General features: G+C 71.4%; 20 protein-coding genes. 7 read left to right on the plus strand and 13 right to left on the minus strand.

All coding sequences use genetic code 11. The features are described from left to right. Positions 1-85: 85 nt before the first annotated feature. Positions 86-829: an ABC transporter ATP-binding protein gene (locus ACQEVI_RS00110; protein WP_432893367.1), complete on the plus strand. Its 744-nt coding sequence runs from the start codon at positions 86-88 to the stop codon at positions 827-829. Then, a complete protein-coding gene (locus ACQEVI_RS00115; RefSeq protein ID WP_432893370.1) occupies positions 826-2,691 on the plus strand; it encodes an FtsX-like permease family protein in 1,866 nt (621 codons plus the stop codon). Before ACQEVI_RS00110 ends, ACQEVI_RS00115 begins: the two co-directional genes overlap by 4 nt. Before the next feature lie 33 nt (positions 2,692-2,724). Here the strand turns inward: ACQEVI_RS00115 and cmk are convergent, their stop codons facing one another. The 8 genes from cmk to ACQEVI_RS00155 all read right to left on the minus strand — a co-directional run bounded on the left by cmk (position 2,725) and on the right by ACQEVI_RS00155 (position 10,424). Further along, on the minus strand, positions 2,725-3,450 hold the full coding sequence (cmk, locus tag ACQEVI_RS00120; protein WP_432893373.1) for a (d)CMP kinase: 726 nt from the start codon (positions 3,448-3,450) through the stop codon (positions 2,725-2,727). Positions 3,451-3,536: 86 nt separating this feature from the next. Beyond that, complete coding sequence (locus ACQEVI_RS00125; RefSeq protein ID WP_432893376.1) at positions 3,537-4,460, minus strand: pseudouridine synthase; 924 nt, start codon at positions 4,458-4,460, stop codon at positions 3,537-3,539. 102 nt (positions 4,461-4,562) lie between these two features. Further along, positions 4,563-5,234 (minus strand): SMC-Scp complex subunit ScpB, encoded by a 672-nt coding sequence (gene scpB / locus ACQEVI_RS00130; RefSeq protein ID WP_432893379.1) that lies wholly within the window; start codon positions 5,232-5,234, stop codon positions 4,563-4,565. Next, the gene (locus ACQEVI_RS00135) at positions 5,231-6,262 is read right to left on the minus strand and encodes a segregation and condensation protein A (RefSeq protein ID WP_432893382.1); all 1,032 of its coding nucleotides are present in this window, start codon (positions 6,260-6,262) and stop codon (positions 5,231-5,233) included. Before ACQEVI_RS00135 ends, scpB begins: the two co-directional genes overlap by 4 nt. Next, positions 6,246-7,142 carry a ParA family protein gene (locus ACQEVI_RS00140; RefSeq protein ID WP_432905718.1) on the minus strand — a complete coding sequence of 299 codons (897 nt, stop codon included), beginning with the start codon at positions 7,140-7,142 and terminating at the stop codon, positions 6,246-6,248. Before ACQEVI_RS00140 ends, ACQEVI_RS00135 begins: the two co-directional genes overlap by 17 nt. Before the next feature lie 125 nt (positions 7,143-7,267). Beyond that, positions 7,268-8,224, minus strand: a complete 957-nt coding sequence (gene xerD / locus ACQEVI_RS00145) for a site-specific tyrosine recombinase XerD (protein ID WP_432905720.1) — start codon at positions 8,222-8,224, stop codon at positions 7,268-7,270. Between the two features lie 103 nt (positions 8,225-8,327). Continuing rightward, positions 8,328-9,179, minus strand: a complete 852-nt coding sequence (locus ACQEVI_RS00150; RefSeq protein WP_357510340.1) for an HpcH/HpaI aldolase/citrate lyase family protein — start codon at positions 9,177-9,179, stop codon at positions 8,328-8,330. 234 nt (positions 9,180-9,413) lie between these two features. Further along, positions 9,414-10,424 carry a heme o synthase gene (locus tag ACQEVI_RS00155; protein WP_432893385.1) on the minus strand — a complete coding sequence of 337 codons (1,011 nt, stop codon included), beginning with the start codon at positions 10,422-10,424 and terminating at the stop codon, positions 9,414-9,416. 366 nt (positions 10,425-10,790) lie between these two features. Here ACQEVI_RS00155 and tkt point away from each other — a divergent pair, with 366 nt between their 5' ends. Genes tkt through pgl form a run of 5 tightly spaced genes read left to right on the plus strand, consistent with a single transcriptional unit; the run spans position 10,791 to position 17,368 of the window. Next, positions 10,791-12,896, plus strand: coding sequence for a transketolase (tkt, locus tag ACQEVI_RS00160; protein WP_432893388.1), 2,106 nt, complete (start codon positions 10,791-10,793; stop codon positions 12,894-12,896). A 37-nt stretch (positions 12,897-12,933) separates the two neighbouring features. Next, positions 12,934-14,091, plus strand: a complete 1,158-nt coding sequence (gene tal, locus ACQEVI_RS00165) for a transaldolase (RefSeq protein ID WP_432893390.1) — start codon at positions 12,934-12,936, stop codon at positions 14,089-14,091. Next, complete coding sequence (zwf, locus tag ACQEVI_RS00170) at positions 14,088-15,650, plus strand: glucose-6-phosphate dehydrogenase (RefSeq protein ID WP_432893393.1); 1,563 nt, start codon at positions 14,088-14,090, stop codon at positions 15,648-15,650. Before tal ends, zwf begins: the two co-directional genes overlap by 4 nt. Beyond that, the gene (gene opcA, locus ACQEVI_RS00175; RefSeq protein WP_432893396.1) at positions 15,651-16,580 is read left to right on the plus strand and encodes a glucose-6-phosphate dehydrogenase assembly protein OpcA; all 930 of its coding nucleotides are present in this window, start codon (positions 15,651-15,653) and stop codon (positions 16,578-16,580) included. It abuts the gene before it with no gap. Next, positions 16,580-17,368: a 6-phosphogluconolactonase gene (gene pgl, locus ACQEVI_RS00180; RefSeq protein ID WP_432893398.1), complete on the plus strand. Its 789-nt coding sequence runs from the start codon at positions 16,580-16,582 to the stop codon at positions 17,366-17,368. The genes opcA and pgl overlap by 1 nt, the downstream gene beginning before the upstream one ends. 87 nt (positions 17,369-17,455) lie before the next feature. On the opposite strand, the gene ACQEVI_RS00185 is transcribed toward pgl, so the two are convergent. The 5 genes from ACQEVI_RS00185 to gap all read right to left on the minus strand — a co-directional run bounded on the left by ACQEVI_RS00185 (position 17,456) and on the right by gap (position 21,559). Next, on the minus strand, positions 17,456-17,818 hold the full coding sequence (locus ACQEVI_RS00185; RefSeq protein WP_432893401.1) for an RNA polymerase-binding protein RbpA: 363 nt from the start codon (positions 17,816-17,818) through the stop codon (positions 17,456-17,458). Positions 17,819-17,872: 54 nt separating this feature from the next. Continuing rightward, positions 17,873-18,115, minus strand: coding sequence for a preprotein translocase subunit SecG (gene secG / locus ACQEVI_RS00190; RefSeq protein ID WP_020014806.1), 243 nt, complete (start codon positions 18,113-18,115; stop codon positions 17,873-17,875). Between the two features lie 255 nt (positions 18,116-18,370). Continuing rightward, positions 18,371-19,141: a triose-phosphate isomerase gene (gene tpiA, locus ACQEVI_RS00195; protein WP_432905722.1), complete on the minus strand. Its 771-nt coding sequence runs from the start codon at positions 19,139-19,141 to the stop codon at positions 18,371-18,373. 81 nt (positions 19,142-19,222) lie between these two features. Continuing rightward, positions 19,223-20,422 (minus strand): phosphoglycerate kinase, encoded by a 1,200-nt coding sequence (locus ACQEVI_RS00200; protein WP_432893406.1) that lies wholly within the window; start codon positions 20,420-20,422, stop codon positions 19,223-19,225. 132 nt (positions 20,423-20,554) lie between these two features. After that, positions 20,555-21,559, minus strand: coding sequence for a type I glyceraldehyde-3-phosphate dehydrogenase (gene gap / locus ACQEVI_RS00205; protein ID WP_432893410.1), 1,005 nt, complete (start codon positions 21,557-21,559; stop codon positions 20,555-20,557). Positions 21,560-21,646: the final 87 nt, after the last annotated feature.

The raw sequence follows: 21,646 nt of genomic DNA on the forward strand, positions 1-21,646 counted from the left end.
GGCACCGCGCGGGGTAGCGCGCACGCTACCCGGGTGTGGCGTGCGGGCCCGGGTGCGGTGCCCGTCCTGACGGTTCGCTCGTGTCATGACCATCACCGGCACCACTCCTGACGCGGCCGTCGTCCTCGACGGCATCACGCGCACCTACCGGTCCCGGTCGGGGAAGGTGGACGCCCTGCGGGGTGTCACCCACGTGTTCCCCGCCGGGACGTTCACCGCGGTCATGGGCCCGTCCGGCTCGGGCAAGTCCACGCTCATGCAGATCGCCGCGGGACTGGACCGGCCGACGAGGGGCGGCGTCACGATCGCGGGCACCCCGCTGAAGGGCCTGGACAAGACCCGGCTGACGAAGCTCCGCCGCGCCACGATGAGCTTCGTGTTCCAGCAGTACAACCTGCTGGACGCGCTGACCGCCTTCGACAACGTCGCCCTGCCCGTCCGGCTCGCCGGACGGCGGGCCGATCGTGCCGCGGTGCTCGATGCCCTGGACCGGGTGGGACTGCGCGGCCTGGAGCGGCGCCGCCCGCCCGAGATGTCGGGCGGCCAGCAGCAGCGCGTGGCCATCGCCCGCGCCCTGCACGCCCGCCCCGCCGTGCTGTTCGCGGACGAGCCGACCGGCGCCCTGGACCGGGCGACGGGCCGTGACGTCCTCACGCTGCTGCGGGCGCTCGCGGATTCCGGCCAGACCGTCGTCATGGTCACGCACGACCCGCTCGCCGCGTCCTACGCCGACACGGTGCTGTTCCTCGCGGACGGCCTGGTGGTGGGGCAGATGCGGCGCGGCGACCCCACGCAGATCGCGGCCCGGATGACGGAGCTGGAGCGATGATGGTGGCCCACAGCCTCATGACGTTCCGCGACTCGTGGCGGGCGTACGCCGGCGCGGTGGTGGCCCTGGCCGGCGGTACAGGACTGATCGGCCTGGCCGTGAACCTGCTGGGGTCGCTCGGCACGACGTCCGACCAGGCGGAGGTCACGGCCCGGGTCCGCGCGCAGCTCGACGACCTGGGGTCGCTCTTCGGGTTCATGGCGAGTGTCTCGCTGTTCATGGCGCTGTTCGTGGTGGCGAGCACCTTCGGTTTCGTGGTGGCGACCCGACGCCGGGAGCTCGGCCTGCTCCGCCTGATCGGTGCCACGCCCTGGCAGGTGCGGCTGCTCCTGCTCGGCGAGGCGGCGGTGGTGGCCGTCCTCGGTACGACCCTCGGTGCGGTCCTGGCGACGGCAGTCACGCCGCTGGTGTTCGCCGGGCTCGACATGGCCGGGGTGACCCCGGTGCACCTGGCGGCCCCCGGGCCGGGCACCGCCTGGGCGACCGCTGCGCCCCTCGGCGCCGGCGTGGCGCTGGTCGGTGCGTGGCGAGCGGGCGGGCAGGCCGGCCGCACCCAGCCCGCCGAGGCGCTCCGTGCGGCGGTCCTGGAACGACGACGGCCGGGGGTGCTCCAGGCGCTCGGCAGCCTCGTCGCCCTCGCCGCGCTGGTCGCCTCGGCCGTCCTCGCGCCCGGGATGGAGCTGCTCTTCGCGCTGCTGGTGGGAATGCTCCTGCCGATCGTCGCCGTGGTCGGGGTCAACGGCGTGGGGCCGCTGGTCTACCCGGCACTCACCGGGCTGGTCGGCCGGGCGATCGCGGGCCGCGACCCCGCGGCGCGGCTGGCCCGCGACCACGCCCGCACGTCGGTGCGCATGACCGCCGCGGTGGCGGCGCCCGTCGTCGCGATCTTCGCCATGGCCGGCTCCCTGCTCGTGACCGTGAGCTTCACCGCGGACTGGACCGAGGGCGCCGACCGGGCCGCGCTGGCCGCACCGCTCGTGGCCGAGGTGCCGGGAGACGCCCAGGACATCGCCACGGCGCCGGGCGTCGCGACGGCCGACGTCCGGCGCACCGCGCAGGTCCGCCTCGGGGACGGCCCGGCCGAGGCCGAGGTGGTCGACGTCGCCGCCATGGCCGAGACCCGTGGCCTGCGCGCCGTACGCGGCTCGCTCGACGACCTGCACGGTGCGGCGATGGCGGTGACCGAGTCGTTCGTGACCGATCTCGGCGTCCAGGTGGGCGACACCCGGACCGTGCACGTCGGGGGCACCCGGACGCGAGCCACCGTCGTCGCCGTCGTGCCCGACGCCCCGGACCTGTGGGCCGACGTCCTGGTCCCGGGCGACCTGCCGGGCGTCACCGCTGCCGCACGCCCCGTCGGCACCGTGTTCGTCGTCCCCAAGACCGGCACGGACGTCGCGGCGGTCGCCGCTGCGCTGCGCGGGACGGGCGCTGGCGTGGAGACGGCCGAGGACTGGCTCGTCCGGGTCACCGGCGAGACCCGAGAGATGAACGCGCTCGTGCTGTGGGTCATGCTCGGACCCGCAGGCGTCTACGCGGCGATCGGCGCGGTGAACGCGATCCTCATCGGCTCCTCGCAGCGCCGCCGTCAGCTCGGCACGGCCCGCCTCCTGGGCGCGACGCCCACGCAGGTGCGCCGTGCCGCCGTCTGGGAGACGTCCTTCACCGGCGTCGCGGCCCTGCTGGTGGGCGGCGCGATCGTCGGCTTCGTCGGGTGGATCGTCCGCCAGGCGGTGGTGCGCGACGTGCCTGCCGCGCCCTTGACCATCCCCTGGCTACCGCTCGCCGGGATCGTCGTGACCTGCGTCGTCGTGGTGGTCGCGGCGGGCGTGGCGGGAGCCCGCGCGGCTACCCGGGAGTAGTCCCCCGGGCAGCTCGGGCGGACGGCGCCGCCTTCAAACGGACGGCGCCACCGCGCGTCCCGTCACCTGCGCGACGACGGCGAGCACGGCGTCGACCGTCTGCTCGAGGTCGAGGTCGCTGGAGTCGACGGTCGCCACACCGTCGGCGGCGACGTGGAACTGCGTGACCTTCGCGTCGTCCTGGTCGCGGCGCAGCACCTGGTCGCGCGTGGCGTCGACCGCTGTGGCGTCGGCCGCGCCGTGCACCTCCAGCGACCGGCGGCGCAGGCGCGCCTCCTCGGAGGCGGTGAGCAGCACGCGGACGTCGGCGTCGGGCGCGACGACCGTGGTGATGTCGCGGCCCTCGGCCACGATCCCCCGGCCGCCCGAGAACACCGCGTCAGCCGCGCTGGACTCCTGGTCGATGATCTCGCGCTGGAGCCGCTTGAGCTCGGCCCGCACGTCGAGGTTGGACGCCACCTTCGAGACGTTGGTCGTGACCTGGGTCGTGCGGATGGTCACGGCGACGTCCCGCCCGTCCAGCTCGACGCCGGGCGCGACCGGGTCCAGGCCCATGACCAGCGGCATCGCACGGACCGCCGTGGCGACCGATGCGGCGTCGTCCAGGTCTGCCGTCTCCATGCTCCACACCGTGGCCGCCCGGTACATGGCCCCCGTGTCGAGGTAGGCCAGACCGAGCCGCCCGGCGACCGCCTTCGACACGCTCGACTTGCCGGACCCGGACGGCCCGTCGATCGCTACAACAACAGGGCTGGTCACAGTCCCGCTCGCTTTCCGTTGAGTGCTGGGTATTTGCTGCCGGAGTGCGTCCCAGGGCACAGATACCCAGCACTCAGCGGTCGAGGTTACAGGTCGACCGCACCCATCAGGGTGCCTAGCTCGGTGCGGCCCAGGACGCGGGTGCGGCCGGACTTCAGGTCACCGAGCGGGATCGGGCCGATCCGGGTGCGCACGAGGCGCGTCACCGGGTGCCCCACGGCCTGGAACATCCGGCGCACGATCCGGTTGCGTCCCTCGTGCAGCACGACCTCCAGCATCGCGTAGCCGTCGATCTGCTGGATCACCTGCACCGCGTCCATCTTGGCGATGCCGTCGTCGAGCTCGATGCCCTTCAGGAGCTCACGTCCCACGCGCGGGTAGATCTCGCCCTCGACGGTCACGAGGTACGTCTTCGCGATCTTGTACTTCGGGTGGGACAGACGGTTGGCGAGCTCGCCGTCGTTCGTCAGGAGCAGCAGGCCCTCGCTGTCCGCGTCGAGCCGGCCGACGTGGAAGAGCCGCTCCTCGCGGTTCTTGATGAGGTCCGCGACGGTCGGCCGGCCCTTGGGGTCGTCCATCGTGGAGACCACGCCCAGCGGCTTGTTCAGCGCGATGGTCACCTTGGTCTGGTCCAGCTGGATGCGGAGCCCGTCCACGTGGATGACGGCGGTGGCGGGGTCGACCCGCACGCCCAGCTCGGTGACGATCTGGCCGTCCACCTCGACGCGGCCGTTCGCGATGAGCTCCTCGCTCGCCCGGCGGGACCCGAGCCCGGCCTGGGCGAGCACCTTCTGCAGCCGCACGCCGCCGTCGACGTGGACGTCGCGGCCCTGTTCGACGGGCTGCGCGGGCCTGCGGCGCGGCGCGTTCGCCTGCGCACGGCTCTTGGCCGAACTGCCGCCCCGGAAGTTCTTGCCGCCCTTGCCGGCGTGGCCGGAGTGGTCGGATCGGCGCGGCTGCTGGCCACCACTGGATTCGCGGCGGCTCCCGCCGCGGCGTTCGTTGCTCATGATTCAAGTCTCTCGGTGAGTCGGGAAGGGCACTGCGACCTGCCTGCGGGTCGGACCGGAGTCCGGCCAGGATTCCAGTGCGGAGTCCGGCTAGGAGTCCAGCTAGGAGTCCAGCCCGTCGAGGCCCTCGAACGTGTCGAGGTCGGGCAGGTGCGGAGCCAGCGGAGGCAGCTCGTCGAGCGACGAGAAGTCCATCCGCTCCAAGAAGTATCCCGTGGTTCCGAACAGAACCGCACCCGAGCTCGGATCCTGACCGATCTCGGCGATCAGTCCGCGCGTCAGCAGCGTCCGCACGACGCCGTCCACGTTGACCCCGCGCACCGCGCTGACCTGGCCACGCGTCACCGGCTGACGGTAGGCGACCACCGCAAGCGTCTCCAGTGCGGCCTGGCTCAGCTTGGCGGACTGGCCGTCCAGCACGAAGCGTCCGACGGGGTCCGCGTGCGCCGCCGACGAGTAGATGCGCCAGCCGTCCACGGTCCGGCGCAGCTCGAAGCCGCGCGGACGGGAGCCGAGGTGGCCCGCGTACTCGTCGGCCAGCTCGTGCAGGATGTCGTCGGTCTCGTGCTGCGGCAGGTTCAGCGCCGCGGCGATGCGATCCGCGCCGATCGGCGCGTCGGCCACCATGAGCACCGCCTCGACCGCCGCGTGCGCGCCGCCCGGGAGCATGTGCACGTCGACGAAGGCCAGCTCGTCCTGCGTCGAGCCCTCGGCCGGGGCGTCCACCTGCACCTCCACCTGCACTGCCTCCGGGGCCTGTTCTTCGACGGTCATGCTGTTGTCGCCTCCGTTCCGGGCTCCGCGGTCTCTATCCGTTCTGGACCGGCCGACTCCCCCACCACCAGGTCACCTTCGTCGAACTCGCTCGGTCCCGCCTGCGGATCGAGGTACTTCTCGCCGTCGTCCGGCCCGGCGGTCCAGCGCACCGTGAGCTCGCCCAGCGGGCTGACCTGCTCGAACGACACCAGGGAGTCGCGGAACAGCTCCAGCAGCGCCAGGAACCGGGCGACCGTCACGAGGCGTTCCGTACCCGCCGTCAGCGACCGGAAGGTCAGCGAGTGCTCCGCGCGCAGGCGGTTGACGATGACGCCCGCCTCCTCGCGCACGCTCACCGCGGAGCCGTGCAGGTGGGCCAGGCCCACCACGGGTGGCGGCTTGGGGGCGAGCACCCGGGCGGCCAGCTCGGCGAGCTGCTCCCCCGTCGTGTCCCAGACCAGCTCCGGCAGGATCGCCGCGAGGTGCGGCTCGAGCGGCGTCAGGCGCGGCACGCGGCGTCCGGCAGACGCCATCTGCTCCGCGATGACCTTCGAGACCTCCTTGTACGCCCGGTACTGCAGGAGCCTGGCGAAGAGCAGGTCGCGGGCCTCGAGCAGCTCGAGGTCCTCCGCGTCCTCGTCGACGACGCCGGGCAGCAGGCGGGCGGCCTTGAGGTCGAGCAGGGTCGCGGCGATCACGAGGAACTCGCTGGCCACGCCGAGGTCCCAGGACGCGTGCTCCTCGCCGCGCGCGGCGGCCTCGCGGGACGCCCGCTCCGCCTCGCGGATGTGCGCGACGAACTCGTCGGTCACGACGGCGAGCGCCACCTCGGTGACGTCCATCTTGTGCTTCGCGATCAGCGAGAGCAGCAGGTCGAACGGGCCCTCGAAGTTGTGCAGGTGGACCTGGAAGGTCCGGGAGCTGCGACGCTCGTCGACGGGAGCATCCGCTTCGACAACTTGGGCCTCAGGGGCGGAACCCTCGAGAACGGGCTCCGCCTCCAGGACGCCGGGCCGTTCCACCGCCGCCTCAGGCAGCGTCGCCACGGGCCACGAGCTCCCGGGCGAGCTGACGGTACGCGGCAGCGCCCGGGTGTCCCGGGGCGTAGTCGGTGATCGGCTCGGCGGCGACCGTGGCGTCCGGGAACTTCACGGTGCGCCCGATGATCGAGTGGAGCAGCGTGTCGCCGAAGGCCTCGTAGACGCGCGCCACCACCTCGCGGGAGTGCAGGGTGCGCGAGTCGTACATGGTGGGGAGGATACCGTCGATCTCCAGGGCCGGGTTGAGCCGGTCCCGCACCTTCTCGATGGTCTCCACCAGCAGCGCGACGCCGCGCAGCGCGAAGAACTCGCACTCCAGCGGGATCAGCACGCCGTGCGCCGCGGTCAGCGCGTTCACGGTGAGCAGGCCGAGGCTCGGCTGGCAGTCGATGAGGATCACGTCGTAGTCGTCGAGCACCGGACGCAGCGCGCGGGACAGCACGGACTCGCGGGCTACCTCACCCACGAGCTGCACCTCCGCGGCGGACAGGTCGATGTTCGCCGGCAGCACGTCGAGGTTCTCGATCCCCGACGAGATGATGACGTCGTTGATGTCCACGTCCCGCTCCATGAGCAGGTTGTAGACGGTCAGGTCGAGCTCGTGCGGGTTGACGCCGATGCCTACCGACGCGGCTCCCTGCGGGTCGAAGTCCACCAGGAGCACCTTGCGGCCGTACTCCGCGAGACACGCGCCGAGGTTGATGGTGGTGGTCGTCTTGCCGACCCCGCCCTTCTGGTTGCACATCGCGATGATGCGCGCCGGACCGTGGCTCGTCAGCGGTGCCGGCTCCGGGAGCTCCGGCATGACGCGTCCGACGACGTCGCGCACGATGTCCGAGTCCGTGGGTGCGCCGACGACCGTCTTGCCGAGAAGAATGTCGGTCATCGTGTTCGCTCCCTCCTGGCTGGGTGCCTCGCTCACGCCCGCCACGCTATACCAGAGTGTGGGCGCCGCTCCGCGAAAGCCTCGGCGTGGCGTCGTTCGGCCGTCGGGCCCGCTACCGGGTGCGACTAACGGGCCCGCGGGTGGGCCGCCGCGTAGACCTCGCGCAGCGCGTCGGGGGTGACCATGGTGTAGATCTGCGTCGTCGTGACCGACGCGTGGCCCAGCAGCTCCTGGACCACCCGCACGTCGGCCCCGCCCGACAGCAGGTGGGTGGCGAACGAGTGCCGCAGCGTGTGCGGCGACACGTGCTCCTTGAGGCCCGCGCGTGCCGCGGCGGCCTGCAGCGCGGCCCACGCGGTCTGCCGCGACATCCGGGCGCCGCGCGTGTTGAGGAACAGGGCGGGCGTGCCCCGGCCGGCGGCGGACAGCGCCGGGCGCGAGCGGACCAGGTAGCCCTCGAGCGCGTCCCGCGCGAACGAGCCGACGGGCACCACGCGCTCCTTCGCGCCCTTGCCGAGCAGCCGCACGGCGGTCCGGTCGCTCACGCCGTCGACGTCGAGCCCCACGATCTCGGAGATCCGCGCGCCCGTCGCGTACAGCAGCTCGAGCAGCGCCCGGTCGCGCAGGGGCAGCGGGCCCTCACCCGTGCCCGCCGCGTCGAGCAGGGCGGCGACGTCGTCGACGGACAGCGCGTGCGGCAGCCGGCGCAGCTGGGTGGGTGCGCGCACCTCGGCGGACGGGTCGCCCACCGCCATGCCCTCGGCCTGCGCGAACCGGTGCCAGCCCCGCACGGCAGCCAGCGCACGGGCGGTGGACGATGCCGAGAGCGGGCGTCCGCCGTCGGTCCCCTGGCGCACCGCCTCGACAAAGCTGGTGACGTCGGCCTCCGTGACGTCGCCGAGGCCGGGCCGGCCGGACGTCGCGAGGAACGCCTGGTAGCGCACGAGGTCGCGACGGTAGGCCGCGACGGTGTTGGTCGAGAGGCCGCGCTCCACGCTCAGGTGCGCGAGGTAGTCCTGCAGGGCACGGTCGAGCCGGGCGCTGACGTCCGCACCCGGTGCGGGCTCACGGAGGGTCTGCAGGTGGGCCTGGGCGGTTGACACCGCCCCATCATGCCGAGCGTGGCCTGCCGTTCGGGCAGGCCACGCCGGGTGACCGCTGTGCGAGGTTGCTCCCGCGCGAAGATCAGGAGGGGTTGATCCCGAACAGCTCGGCGCGCGAGCGGATCACCTGTGCGCGCGCGAGGCGCGGCTTGTCGCTGCCGTCGCGGATGACGGAGCCGGCGGCCTCGAACTCGGCGAAGAAGTCGACGGCCCAGGCCACGTCCGAGGACGTCGGCGCGAAGGACTCGTTGATGACCGCCGGCTGCTCGAAGTCCAGGCAGAGCTTGCCCGTCATGCCCAGGATGACGGCGTCGGCGGACTGCTCACGGAGCAGCGCGTGCGACGAGCCGACCGTGGGGCCGTCGACAGGGCCGGGCAGGCCACCGATGCGGCTGGCGACCACGAGGCGCGTGCGCGGGTATGCCATGGCCATGGGCTCGTTGGCGGTGCCGGTGTCGCGGCGGTAGTCACCGGAGCCGAACGCGAGGCGGAACGCGCCGCGGGCCCGGGCGATGTTGACGGCCTCCTCGATGCCGAGCGCCGACTCGACGAGCGGGATGACCGGCACGTCGCCGCCGAGGCGCTGGGCCGTGTCGATGACGTCGTCGGCGCTCTCCGTCTTGGCGAGCATGACGCCGTTGAGACCCTTGAGGCCGCGGAGGTGCGCGACATCGTCGGCCCATGACGACGCCTGGCGGTCGTTGATCCGGACCCAGGCGCTGCCACCGTTCTTGATCCACCGGATGACGTTCTCGCGCGCCTCATCCTTCAACGAGTCGTCGATGGCGTCCTCGCAGTCGAGGATCACCTGGTCCGCCCGGGAGAGCTGCGCCTTGTCGAAGAGCTCGGTCCGCATCGCGGAGAGCAGGAGCCAGGCACGCGCGTAGTCGGGGGCCACGCGGGACTTCTCGCGGGCCGCCCGGCGGGGAGCCAGGTCGACCTCGGGAACTGCGGAGGCCGACGTCGGCAGGCCCGCGGAGTAGCTCCCGGACTGCTGGGCAGGCCGATCGGCAGGCTGATCGGCGGAGTCGGTGGTTCGGTCGGCTGGGGTCTCGGTCACACCCTCAGCCTAGGCGCGCACACCGACACGGGCCGAATCATGAACCACTACATGGGCGCGAACAATATGAACAGAAGACCGCCTTGACAAAGCAGCGGACAAAGCGCGTCAGAACGGCAGGAAGACATCCACCGCGACGGCCACGAAGAGCAGCGACAGGTACGTGATCGACGCGTGGAACACCTTCATGGCGCCCAGCTTGCCGCTCGCCCTGCCCTGCGCCCTGCGCAGCATCGCGATGGTCGCCCAGAGGAACCACGCGCCGAGCGCCGCGGCCACCGCGGTGTACACCCACGACATGCCCGCGAGCGGCGTCAGCAGGAGCGAGCAGGCGATCATCGCGAGGGTGTAGCCCACCATCTCGGCGGCCACGCGCTTGTCGTCGCTGACGACCGGCAGCATCGGGACGTTCGCGTTCGCGTAGTCCTTCTTGAACTTGATCGACAGCGGCCAGTAGTGCGGCGGCGTCCAGAAGAAGATGATGCCGAACAGCGCCAGCGCGGCCCAGCTCAGCTCGCCCGTCACCGACGCCCAGCCGATGAAGACGGGCATGCAGCCCGCGATGCCGCCCCACACGATGTTCTGCGGGGTACGGCGCTTGAGGATCATCGTGTAGCCGACGACGTAGATGGCGATCGCGGCCAGCGTGAGCCACATCGCCGCCCAGTTGATGACCAGCGCGAACCACGTCAGCGACAGCAGGCCGAGGATCGAGGCGAACACCAGGCCCGCACGCGGCGTGATCTCCCCGGTGGCCATCGGACGCTTCTTGGTCCGGTTCATGACCTGGTCGATGTCCCGGTCCCACCACATGTTGAACGCGTTGGCGCTCCCGGCGGCACCGGCACCGCCGATGAGGGTGGTGAGGATCAGCCAGAAGCTCGGCATGCCGTCGTTCGCCAGGATCATCGTCGGCACGGTCGTCACGAGCAGCAGCTCGATGACGCGCGGCTTGGTCAGCGCGACGTACGCGCCGGCCCGGCTCAGGAACCATCCCCCGGGACGCGGTCCGACGTCGGCGACAGGCTGCTCGGTCCCGGGCTGCTCGGCCCCGGAGTCTTCCGTGCCGGACGTCTGGGGACGCGCGGTCTGGCCGGTCGTCGTGTGGCTCGTTCTCACGCGCGTCGCAGTTCCGTTCGGGAGTGTCTTCGTAAAAGAGTCCTGGATCGATGACGCACCTGGTGGCGGTGCTGGTGGCAGTGCTGCCGGCAGCGTCGCCTCACGGGTGCGTGCCCATCGTACGTCGCGGCCTGACGTGGCCGCGCACCGCATTCCCGGACGGCCGTGTGAGATTTGTCCCCGGTCCTGTGATCCACAGGACGTGGACAGGCCTGCGCGGGTGCTGGGGTGCGCGTATAGGGTTGATTTCGCAATCGAACGAAGGGCGGCCGGCATCCCGCCGCCGCCGCACGCACGCTGCGCGGCTCTCCGGCCCGTCCGCTCTCCGGGCAGGGCGAGGGCCTGTGGCGGAGAGAAAGAGGACTCGTGAACGCTTTCGACCCCGTGCTGAAGCCCTTGGAGTGGTCGGAGCTCGACGAGCGAGCGGTCAAGGCCATCAAGGCACTGGCTGCGGACGCCGTCGAGAAGGTGGGCAACGGACACCCCGGAACCGCGATCTCGCTCGCACCGGCCGCCTACCTCCTCTTCCAGAAGGCCATGCGCCACGACCCGTCCGACCCCGACTGGCTGGGCCGCGACCGGTTCGTGCTGAGCGCCGGCCACTCGTCACTGACGATCTACCTCCAGCTCTTCCTCGCCGGCTACGGCCTCGAGATGGACGACATCGCCGCTCTGCGCACCTGGGGCTCCAAGACCCCCGGCCACCCGGAGTACCGCCACACCGCCGGCGTCGAGATCACGACCGGCCCGCTCGGCCAGGGCCTCGCGTCCGCCGTCGGCATGGCGATGGCCTCCCGCCGCGAGCGCGGCCTGCTCGACCCCGCCGCCGCCCCCGGCGAGTCGCCGTTCGACCACCACGTGTACGTCATCGCGTCCGACGGCGACCTGCAGGAGGGCGTGACCTCCGAGGCCTCGTCGCTCGCGGGCCACCAGCAGCTCGGCAACCTGATCCTGATCTGGGACGACAACAAGATCTCGATCGAGGACGACACCAACATCGCGTTCACCGAGGACGTCCTGGGGCGTTACGAGGCGTACGGCTGGCACACCCAGCGCGTGGACTGGACCTCGGGTGGCGAGGGCTACGCGGAGGACACCGACGCGCTGTCCGCCGCGCTCGACGCCGCCAAGGCGGAGACCGGCAAGCCCTCGATCATCGCGCTGCGCACGATCATCGGCTGGCCCGCGCCCACCAAGCAGAACACGGGCGGCATCCACGGCTCGGCCATGGGCGCCGACGAGGTCAAGGGCCTCAAGTCCGTGCTCGGTCTCGACCCCGAGGCGACGTTCGCCATCGACTCCGAGGTCCTGTCCTACACGCGCTCCGTCGCGCAGCGTCAGGCCACCGAGCGCGAGGCGTGGGAGTCGGCCTTCGCCGCCTGGAAGGAAGCCAACCCGGAGCAGGCCGCCCTGCTGGCACGCCTGCGCGCCCACGAGCTGCCCGAGGGCTGGACCGCCTCGCTCCCGGAGTTCGAGGCGAGCGAGAAGGGCGTCGCGACCCGTGCGGCGTCGGGCAAGGTGCTCTCCGCCCTGGCGGACGTGCTGCCCGAGCTGTGGGGCGGCTCCGCCGACCTCGCCGGCTCCAACAACACGACGATGGACGGCGTGCCGTCGTTCGTGCCCGCCGAGCACGCGACCAAGAAGTTCCCGGGCAACGAGTACGGCCGCACGCTGCACTTCGGCATCCGCGAGCACGGCATGGGCTCCATCCTCAACGGCATCGTGCTGCACGGCCTGACCCGCCCCTACGGCGGGACGTTCCTGCAGTTCGCCGACTACATGCGTGCCTCGGTCCGCCTGGCGGCGCTGATGGGCATCCCCACCACGTTCGTCTGGACGCACGACTCGATCGGCCTGGGCGAGGACGGCCCGACCCACCAGCCGGTCGAGCACCTCGCGGCGCTGCGGGCCATCCCGAACCTCGACGTCGTCCGCCCCGCGGACGCGAACGAGACCGCCTGGGCCTGGCGCGGCATCCTCGAGAACCGGGACAACCCGGCAGGCATCGTGCTGACCCGCCAGAACGTGCCCACCTACCCGCGCGGCACCGAGGGCTTCGCCTCGGCCGAGGGCACCCTCAAGGGCGGCTACACCCTCCTGGACACCGACGGCACGCCCGACGTCGTCCTCGTGGGCACCGGCTCCGAGGTGCAGCTCGCCGTCGAGGCGCGCGCGATCCTCGCCGCCGACGGCGTGCAGGCCCGCGTCGTCTCCATGCCCTCGCGCGAGTGGTTCGACAAGCAGGACGACTCCTACCGCGAGTCGGTCATCCCGGCCGGCGTGAAGGCACGTGTCTCCGTCGAGGCAGGCGTGGCGCAGGGCTGGCGCGAGGTGGTCGGCGACGCCGGCCGCATCGTCTCGCTCGAGCACTACGGCGCCTCGGCCGACTACAAGAAGCTCTACGCCGAGTACGGCATCACGGCAGAGGCCGTCGCCCTGGCCGCCAAGGAGTCGATCGCCGCGGCCTCCTGAGCCACGACGGGATCACGGACACGAGAGGAAGGGCATGATGACCGACAGCACGACAGACAGCACAGACGAGCACGTCAGTCCCACCCAGCGGCTGTCCGAGGCGGGTGTCGCCATCTGGCTGGACGACCTGTCTCGTGAGCGTCTGCGGACCGGCAACCTCGCCCAGCTCATCAGCACCAAGAACGTCGTCGGGGTCACGACCAACCCGACGATCTTCGCCGCCGCCCTCGCGCAGGGCGACGCGTACGACGGCATCCTGGCCGAGCTGGCCGGGCCGCCGAACAACGGCGACGTCGAGGCGGCGGTGGAGCGCATCACCACCGACGACGTCCGCGACGCGGCAGACCTGCTGCGTCCGGTCTACGACGCCACCGGTGCCGTGGACGGCCGCGTGTCCATCGAGGTGGACCCGCGGCTGGCCCGCGACACGACGGCGACGGAGGCCACCGCCGTCCGCCTGTGGGAGACCGTCGACCGGCCGAACGTGATGATCAAGATCCCGGCCACGGCCGAGGGCCTGCCGGCCATCACGTCCACCCTGGCCAAGGGGATCAGCGTGAACGTGACGCTGATCTTCTCGCTTCCCCGCTACCGGGCGGTGATGGACGCGTTCCTGGCCGGCCTCGAGCAGGCCAGGGCGGCGGGCCACGACCTGTCCGTCATCGGTTCGGTCGCGTCGTTCTTCGTGTCCCGCGTGGACGCCGAGATCGACAAGCGTCTGAGTGCGATCGGCACGGACGAGGCGCTCGCGCTGCGCGGCCAGGCCGCCATCGCGAACGCCCGGCTGGCCTTCGCGGCCTACGAGGAGGTCTTCGCGTCGGAGCGGTGGGCGGCCCTGCAGGCCGCGGGCGCCCAGCCGCAGCGTCCGCTGTGGGCGTCGACCGGTGTGAAGGACCCGAGCTACCGCGACACGATGTACGTGGACGAGCTCGTCGTGGCCGGCGTGGTCAACACCATGCCCGAGAAGACGCTCGACGCGTTCGCCGACCACGGCATCGTGCTCGCCGACACCGTCACCGGTTCGGGCGAGCAGGCCGCCACGGTCATCGCGGCGATCGAGGCGCAGGGCATCTCGATCGACGAGGTAACCGCACAGCTGGAGGACGAGGGCGTGACGAAGTTCGAGGTCAGCTGGGACGAGCTCCTGACGACCACCAAGACCGGCCTCGCCGGTGCTGGAGGCGTCGAGCGGTGAGGCCGGCAAAGATCGCGCAGGGGGTCAATCCCCTGCGCGACCCCCTTGATCTGCGTCTGCCCCGCATCGCGGGGCCCAGCGGCCTGGTCATCTTCGGCGTGACGGGCGACCTGGCGCGCAAGAAGCTCATGCCCGCCGTCTACGACCTCGCCAACCGTGGCCTCCTGCCGCCTGGCTTCGCCCTGACGGGCTTCGCCCGGCGCGAGTGGGAGGACCAGGACTTCGCACAGGTGGTGCACGACGCCGTGAAGGAGCACGCCCGCACCCCGTTCCGGGAGGCGACGTGGCGCCAGCTGGCCGAGGGCATCCGGTTCGTGCAGGGCTCCTTCGACGACGACGAGGCGTTCGAGCGTCTTCGTGAGACCGTCGAGACGCTCGACCGGGAGCGCGGCACGGGCGGCAACCACGCGTTCTACCTCTCGGTCCCGCCCTCGGCGTTCCCCGTGGTGTGCGAGCAGCTCTCGAAGCACGGGCTGTCGCACCCCGACAACGACGCCGACGGCGACGGTGTGGACGCGTGGCGCCGGGTGGTCATCGAGAAGCCGTTCGGGCACGACCTGGCCAGCGCCAAGGAGCTCGACGCCGTGGTCTCGAAGGTCTTCGACCCGGAGTCCGTGTTCCGCATCGACCACTACCTGGGCAAGGAGACCGTCCAGAACCTGCTGGCCCTGCGCTTCGCGAACACCATGTTCGAGCCCATCTGGAACTCGAACTACGTGGACCACGTGCAGATCACCATGGCCGAGGACATCGGCATCGGTGGCCGCGCCGGGTACTACGACGGGATCGGCGCCGCGCGCGACGTCATCCAGAACCACCTGATCCAGCTCCTGGCCCTGGTGGCCATGGAGGAGCCCGTCAACTTCGACGCCGCCGAGCTGCGCGCCGAGAAGATCAAGGTGCTGTCCTCCGTGCGTCTGCCGCGTGACCTCGGCAAGCACACCGCCCGCGGCCAGTACGAGGCCGGCTGGCAGGGTGGCGACCAGGTGCCCGGCTTCCTCGAGGAGGACGGCATCGCGAAGGACTCCGCCACGGAGACCTTCGCGGCCGTCCGGGTCGACGTCGACAACCGCCGCTGGGCGGGCGTCCCCTTCTACCTGCGCCACGGCAAGCGCCTCGGCCGCCGCGTCACCGAGGTGGCGGTGGTGTTCAAGAAGGCGCCGCACCTGCCCTTCGAGTCGTCGCTGACATCAGACCTCGGCAACAACGCCCTGGTCATCCGCGTGCAGCCCGACGAGGGCGTCACCCTGCGGTTCGGCGCCAAGGTGCCGGGCACCGCCATGCAGGTGCGCGACGTGACCATGGACTTCGGGTACGGGCACTCGTTCACCGAGTCCTCGCCCGAGGCCTACGAGCGGCTCATCCTCGACGTGCTGCTCGGCGACCCGCCGCTCTTCCCGACGCGCGAGGAGGTCGAGCTCTCCTGGAAGATCCTCGACCCGATCACGTCGTACTGGGCGCGCAAGGGCAAGCCCGAGCCGTACGCGTCGGGCACCTGGGGCCCGGCGTCGGCCGACGCCATGATGGAGCGCGACGGCAGGACCTGGAGGAGGCCCTAAGTGATCATCGACATGCCGGATACCACGACCAACCTGATCAACAAGCGTCTGGTCCGCCTGCGCGACGAGGGCGGCGCGGTGGCCCTCGGCCGCGTGCTCACCCTCGTGGTGCTGGCCGACGAGCAGGACGTCGAGGAGTCGGTGGAGGCCGCGAACGACGCGAGCCGGGAGCACCCGTGCCGGGTCATCGTCGTCGCGCCGGCGAAGCCCGGTTCCGACGCCCGGCTGGACGCCCAGATCCGGGTGGGCGGTGACGCGGGCGCCTCCGAGGTGGTGGTGCTGCACGCCTTCGGCCCGCTCCTGGAACGGACCGACACGCTCGTGATGCCGCTCCTGCTGCCCGACGCGCCGATCGTGGCCTGGTGGCCCCGTGAGGCGCCCGCGGTGCCGTCGCAGGACCCGGTGGGCGCCATGGCGGCCCGCCGGATCATCGACAGCACCACGGCAAAGGACCCCGCGGGGTTGCTCGAGTCGCTCTCCGGGGCGTACGCACCCGGTGACACCGACCTCGCCTGGGCGCGGGTCACGCTGTGGCGGGCGCTCATCGCTGCCGCCGTGGAGCAGCCGCCGTTCGAGCCCGTGCTCTCCGTGACGGTCGAGGGGCAGAAGCGGCACACGTCGCTCGACCTGCTCGCCGCCTGGCTCGGGACCCGGCTGAACTGCCCGGCCGAGGTGGTCCGCACCAGCAGCGACGACGCGATCACGCGCGTGACCCTGGAGCGCAAGAGCGGGCCGATCGTGCTGGACCGGCCCGACGGCCGCACCGTCACGATCACGCAGCCGGGCAAGCCCGCGCGGCGGATCGCGCTGCCGATCCGGGCGCTGAACGAGGCCCTCATCGAGGAGCTGCGCCGGCTCGACCCGGACGAGATCTTCGAGGAGACCCTCATCCGGGGCCTCAAGCAGGTCACCACGCGGACGGCGGCCTGATGAGCGGGTCGGCGTCCGGGCAGGCGCCGGGGGTGCGGCTCGTCGTCGTGCACCCCGACAAGGAGGTGCTCGCACAGGCCGCTGCAGCTCGGCTGCTCACGCGGGTGCTCGACGTGCAGTCGGTCCGCTCCCCCGTGCACGTCGTGCTCACGGGCGGTTCGGTAGGCATCGCGACGCTCGCGGCGGTGGCCGCGAGCCCGCTCGTGCCGGCCGTCGACTGGTCGGGCGTCCACCTCTGGTGGGGCGACGAGCGGTTCCTGCCGGACGGCGACCCGGACCGCAACGAGACCCAGGCGCGGGAGGCCCTGCTCGACGGCCTGGTCGCCGAGCACGGGCTCCCCGCCGCCAACGTCCATCCCATGCCGGGGCCGACGTCGGTGGCGACGCCCGAGGAGGGCGCGGCCGCCTACGCCGAGCTCCTGCGCGAGCACGCGGGCGAAGGGACCGTCGCGGTCCCCGCGTTTGACGTCCTGCTGCTCGGTATGGGTCCCGACGGGCACGTCGCCTCCCTGTTCCCCGGACACGAGGGCCTGGCCGCGCAGGGGACGACGACGGGGGTGCACGCCTCGCCGAAGCCGCCGCCCGAGCGCGTCTCGCTCACGTTCGACGCGATCCGGTCCGCCCGCGAGGTGTGGATCGTCGCGGCGGGGGCCGAGAAGGCGGAGCAGGTGGCCGCCGCGCTGGCCGACGGCCCGGTGACCGAGGTGCCGGCGGCGGGCGCCGTCGGCCAGGCCCGCACCCTGTGGCTCCTGGACGCGAAGGCGGCGGCAGCCACGACGCCGAGGTAGGCATCCGGCGAGGTAGTCACCCGGTTCGTGCTGGGTGACTACCTCGCCGCATGTCTACCTCGCCAGATGTTCGTCTGCTGAAAAGCCTTAGCGCGCTACGCGGCCGCCACGGCGGGTCCGCAGTGCCTCGAGCGCCTCCTCCAGGAGGGCGGCGCCGTCCTCTTCGGACCGGCGCTCCTTCACGTAGGCGAGGTGCGTCTTGTACGGCTCGTTCCGCACGGGCGACGGCGGGTTGACCGGGTCCATCCCCGCGGGGAAACCACAACGCGGACAGTCCCACTGGACGGGGGCCTCTACGTCCTCGCCCACCGAGAAGCTCGGTGCCGTCTCGTGCCCGTTGGCACACCAGTAAGAAACTCGGATACGTGGCGCGGTGTCGCCCCGCTCCGTCTCGCCGAGAGGGCCGGCGCCTACCCGGCTCCCCCGAATCGCATGACCGCCTGATGCCACGTCTGTCGTCCCCTCTGTGTGTGGCCGTCAGCTGCTAGGCGCTTGGCGACCGGTTCAGCTGACCTTCTGGATGAGTCCGAGCAGGACGATCACCACTGCCCACACGAGGGCGAAGGCGATGGTGATGCGATTGAGGTTCCGCTCGGCGACACCGGAGGAACCGGCGCCCATCGAGATACCGCCACCGAACATGTCGGACAGTCCGCCACCCTTGCCCTTGTGGAGCAGGATGAGCATGGTGAGGAAGCCGCTGGTCAGGACCAGCAGGACTTCCAGGATGATGCGGAGCGCGTCCACGGGTTCACGTCCTCGGTTGTAGGTGGTGCCGGGGCGTTTTCCCGGCGGCGGATCGGTCAAGAGTAAGCGAGACGCACCTCACAGTGCGAACCCCCTGTTCAGAGCGCCTAGTGCCCTGAGCAGGAGTCACACGCGGAACATCACGCCCGAGCGAGAGTACATCAGCGAGGTTGCGGGAGTGTCTCGGAACCATACGTGTCAGACGCACAGGTCACTCGGGTGGCCTGTGCGTCTGACACGTGCAGGAGGGGTGACTCAGGCGGTGACGTGGGACTGGTAGCGGGCGATCCGTGCGAACTCCTCGGGGTCGAGGCTCGCCCCGCCCACCAGTGCGCCGTCGACGTCGGGCTGCGCCATGATCTGCGCGACGTTGCCCGACTTCACCGAGCCGCCGTACAGCACGCGGACGCCGGCGGCGATGTCGGCGTCGCACAGCTCGCCGAGCACGCGGCGGATCGCGCCGCAGACCTCCTGCGCGTCCTCCGGCGTGGCGACCTCGCCCGTGCCGATGGCCCACACGGGCTCGTACGCGATGACGATCTTCGCGATCTGCTCGACCGGCACGTCGACCAGCGCGGCCTCCACCTGTGCGAGCGTGTACGAGACCTGGTCACCGGCCTTGCGGACGTCGAGGCCCTCGCCGACGCACAGGATCGGCGTCAGGCCGTGCGCGAAGGCGACGCGCACCTTCGCGTTGATCAGGTCGTCGGACTCGCCGTGGTGCTCGCGACGCTCGGAGTGCCCGATCGCCACGTAGGTGCAGCCCAGCTTCGCGAGCATCGCCCCGGAGATCTCACCGGTGAACGCGCCCGACTCGTGCTTGGAGATGTCCTGGGCGCCGTAGACGAGCTCGAGCTTGTCGCCGTCCACGAGCGTCTGCACCGACCGCAGGTCGGTGAACGGCGGCAGCACGGCCACCTCTACCGCGTTGTAGTCGTGCTTGGCGTCCTTCAGGGACCAGGAGAGCTTCTGGACCGTGCTGATCGCCTGCTGGTGGTCCAGGTTCATCTTCCAGTTGCCCGCCATCAGCGGCGTGCGGGTGGTAGCCACGTGTCTTCTTCCTTCGTTCTGAGTTGGTTCTGAGTTCTGGGGGGTAGGTACGGCAGGTCAGTCGGCGAGGACCGTGAGGCCCGGGAGCTCCTTGCCCTCCAGCAGCTCGAGGCTCGCGCCGCCGCCGGTCGAGATGTGGCTGAAGCCGGCCTCGTCGAAACCGAGCGCGCGCACGGCCGCTGCCGAGTCGCCGCCACCCACGATGGAGAACGCGCCGACGGACGTCGCGTCGATGATGCCCTGCGCCACCGCGGTGGTGCCGGCGGCGAACGCCTCGAACTCGAAGACGCCCATGGGGCCGTTCCACGCGATGGTCTTCGCGTCGGCGAGCTTCGCGGCGAACAGCTTGCCCGACTCGGGGCCGATGTCGAGGCCCATGGTGCCGTCCGGGATCGCGTCCGCGGGGACGACCTGGTGCGGCGCGTCGGCGGCGAACGAGTCAGCCGCGACGATGTCGACGGGCAGCACGATCTCGACGCCGTTCTTCTCGGCGGTCTCGATGTACCCCTTGACGGCGTCGATCTGGTCGTCCTCCAGCAGGCTGTTGCCCACCGACAGGCCCTTGGCCGCGAGGAAGGTGAAGACCATGCCGCCGCCGATGAGCAGGCGGTCCGCCTTGGTCAGCAGGTTCGCGATGACGCCCAGCTTGTCCGACACCTTGGACCCGCCGAGGACGACGGCGTAGGGGCGCTCGGGGTCGCCGGTCGCCTTCGACAGCGACTCGACCTCGCCCAGGACCAGGTCGCCGGCCGCGGCGGGCAGCACCTGCGCGACGTCGTACACCGACGCCTGCTTGCGGTGCACGACGCCGAAGCCGTCGGAGACGAACGCGTCCGCGAGCTGGGCCAGCTCACCGGCGAGCTCGGCGCGCTCGGCGTCGGCCTTGGAGGTCTCGCGGGCGTCGAAGCGGACGTTCTCCAGCAGGGCCACCTGGCCGTCGGCCAGGGCGTCCACCGTCTTCGCGGCCGAGGGACCGACGAGGTCCTCGGCGAGCGCGACGTCCTGGCCCAGCAGCTCGCCCAGGCGGGCGGCGACGGGCGCGAGGGAGTACTGGGGGTCCGGCGTGCCCTTGGGGCGGCCGAGGTGGGCCAGCACGACGACGCGGGCGCCGGCGTCGGTCAGCCGCTTCAGCGTCGGCAGGGCGGCGCGGATGCGGCCGTCGTCCGTGATGGTCGTCCCGTCGAGCGGGACGTTGAAGTCTGAGCGAACCAGGACGCGCTTGCCGCGCAGGTCGCCGAGGGAGTCGATGGTCTTCATAGGAGCACTCCAGATCGAGGGACCGGCATGCGGGGCGTCGCCAGTCGGGTTCCGGGACATGACGACGTCCGCGTGCGCGCCGGCTGGCCGATGCGCACGCGGACGTCGGGGTTCACGCTGGGGCGAAGAAGGTCAGAGCTTCTCGCCGACGAACACGGTGAGGTTGACGAGGCTGTTCGAGTAGCCCCACTCGTTGTCGTACCAGGCGACGACCTTGACCTGGTTGCCGATCACCTTGGTGAGCTTCGAGTCGTAGATGCTCTGGTGCGGGTTGGTGACGATGTCCGAGGAGACGATCTCGTCCTCGACGTACTCCAGGACACCCTTGAGCGGGCCCTCGGCGGCAGCCTTGACGGCGGCGTTGACCTCGTCGATCGTGACCTCGCGCGAGGCCTCGAAGGTCAGGTCCGTGGCCGAGCCGGTGATGACCGGCACGCGCAGGGCGTAGCCGTCCAGCTTGCCCTTGAGCTCCGGCAGCACCAGGGCGACGGCCTTGGCGGCACCCGTCGTCGTGGGGACGATGTTCTGCGCGGCCGCACGGGCGCGACGCAGGTCGCCGTGCGGGCCGTCCTGCAGGTTCTGGTCACCCGTGTAGGCGTGGATCGTGGTCATGAGGCCACGCTCGATGCCGATCGAGTCGTTCAGCGCCTTCGCCAGCGGGGCAAGGCAGTTCGTGGTGCACGACGCGTTCGAGATGATGTGGTGCGCGGCCGGGTCGTACAGCTCGTTGTTGACGCCCATGACGAACGTGGCGTCCTCGTTCTTGGCCGGGGCCGAGATGATGACCTTCTTGGCGCCGGCGTCGATGTGCGCCTTCGCCTTGGTGGCGTCCGTGAAGAAGCCCGTGGACTCGATGACGATGTCCGCACCCAGCTCGCCCCAGGGGAGGTCCGCGGGGTTGCGCTCGGCGAGGGCGCGGATCTTCTTGCCGTCCACGATGATGTTCTCGTCGTCGAAGTCGACCGACTTGCCGAAGCGGCCCAGGACGGTGTCGTACTTGAGCAGGTGCGCGAGCGTCTTGTTGTCGGTCAGGTCGTTGACCCCGACAATCTCGATGTCTGCACCCGACTCGACGAGAGCCCGGTAGAAGTTCCTGCCGATACGGCCGAAGCCGTTGATGCCGACGCGGATGGTCACAATGCCCTCCTCAGGGGGCGCCGGCCGTCCCGGCGCACACGTTTCCTTGTATCTGTCGCCGCTGCCGTCGATGCCCGACGGAGCGTG

This window comes from Promicromonospora sp. CA-289599 (genome assembly GCF_050936155.1).
Taxonomy (GTDB): domain Bacteria; phylum Actinomycetota; class Actinomycetes; order Actinomycetales; family Cellulomonadaceae; genus Promicromonospora.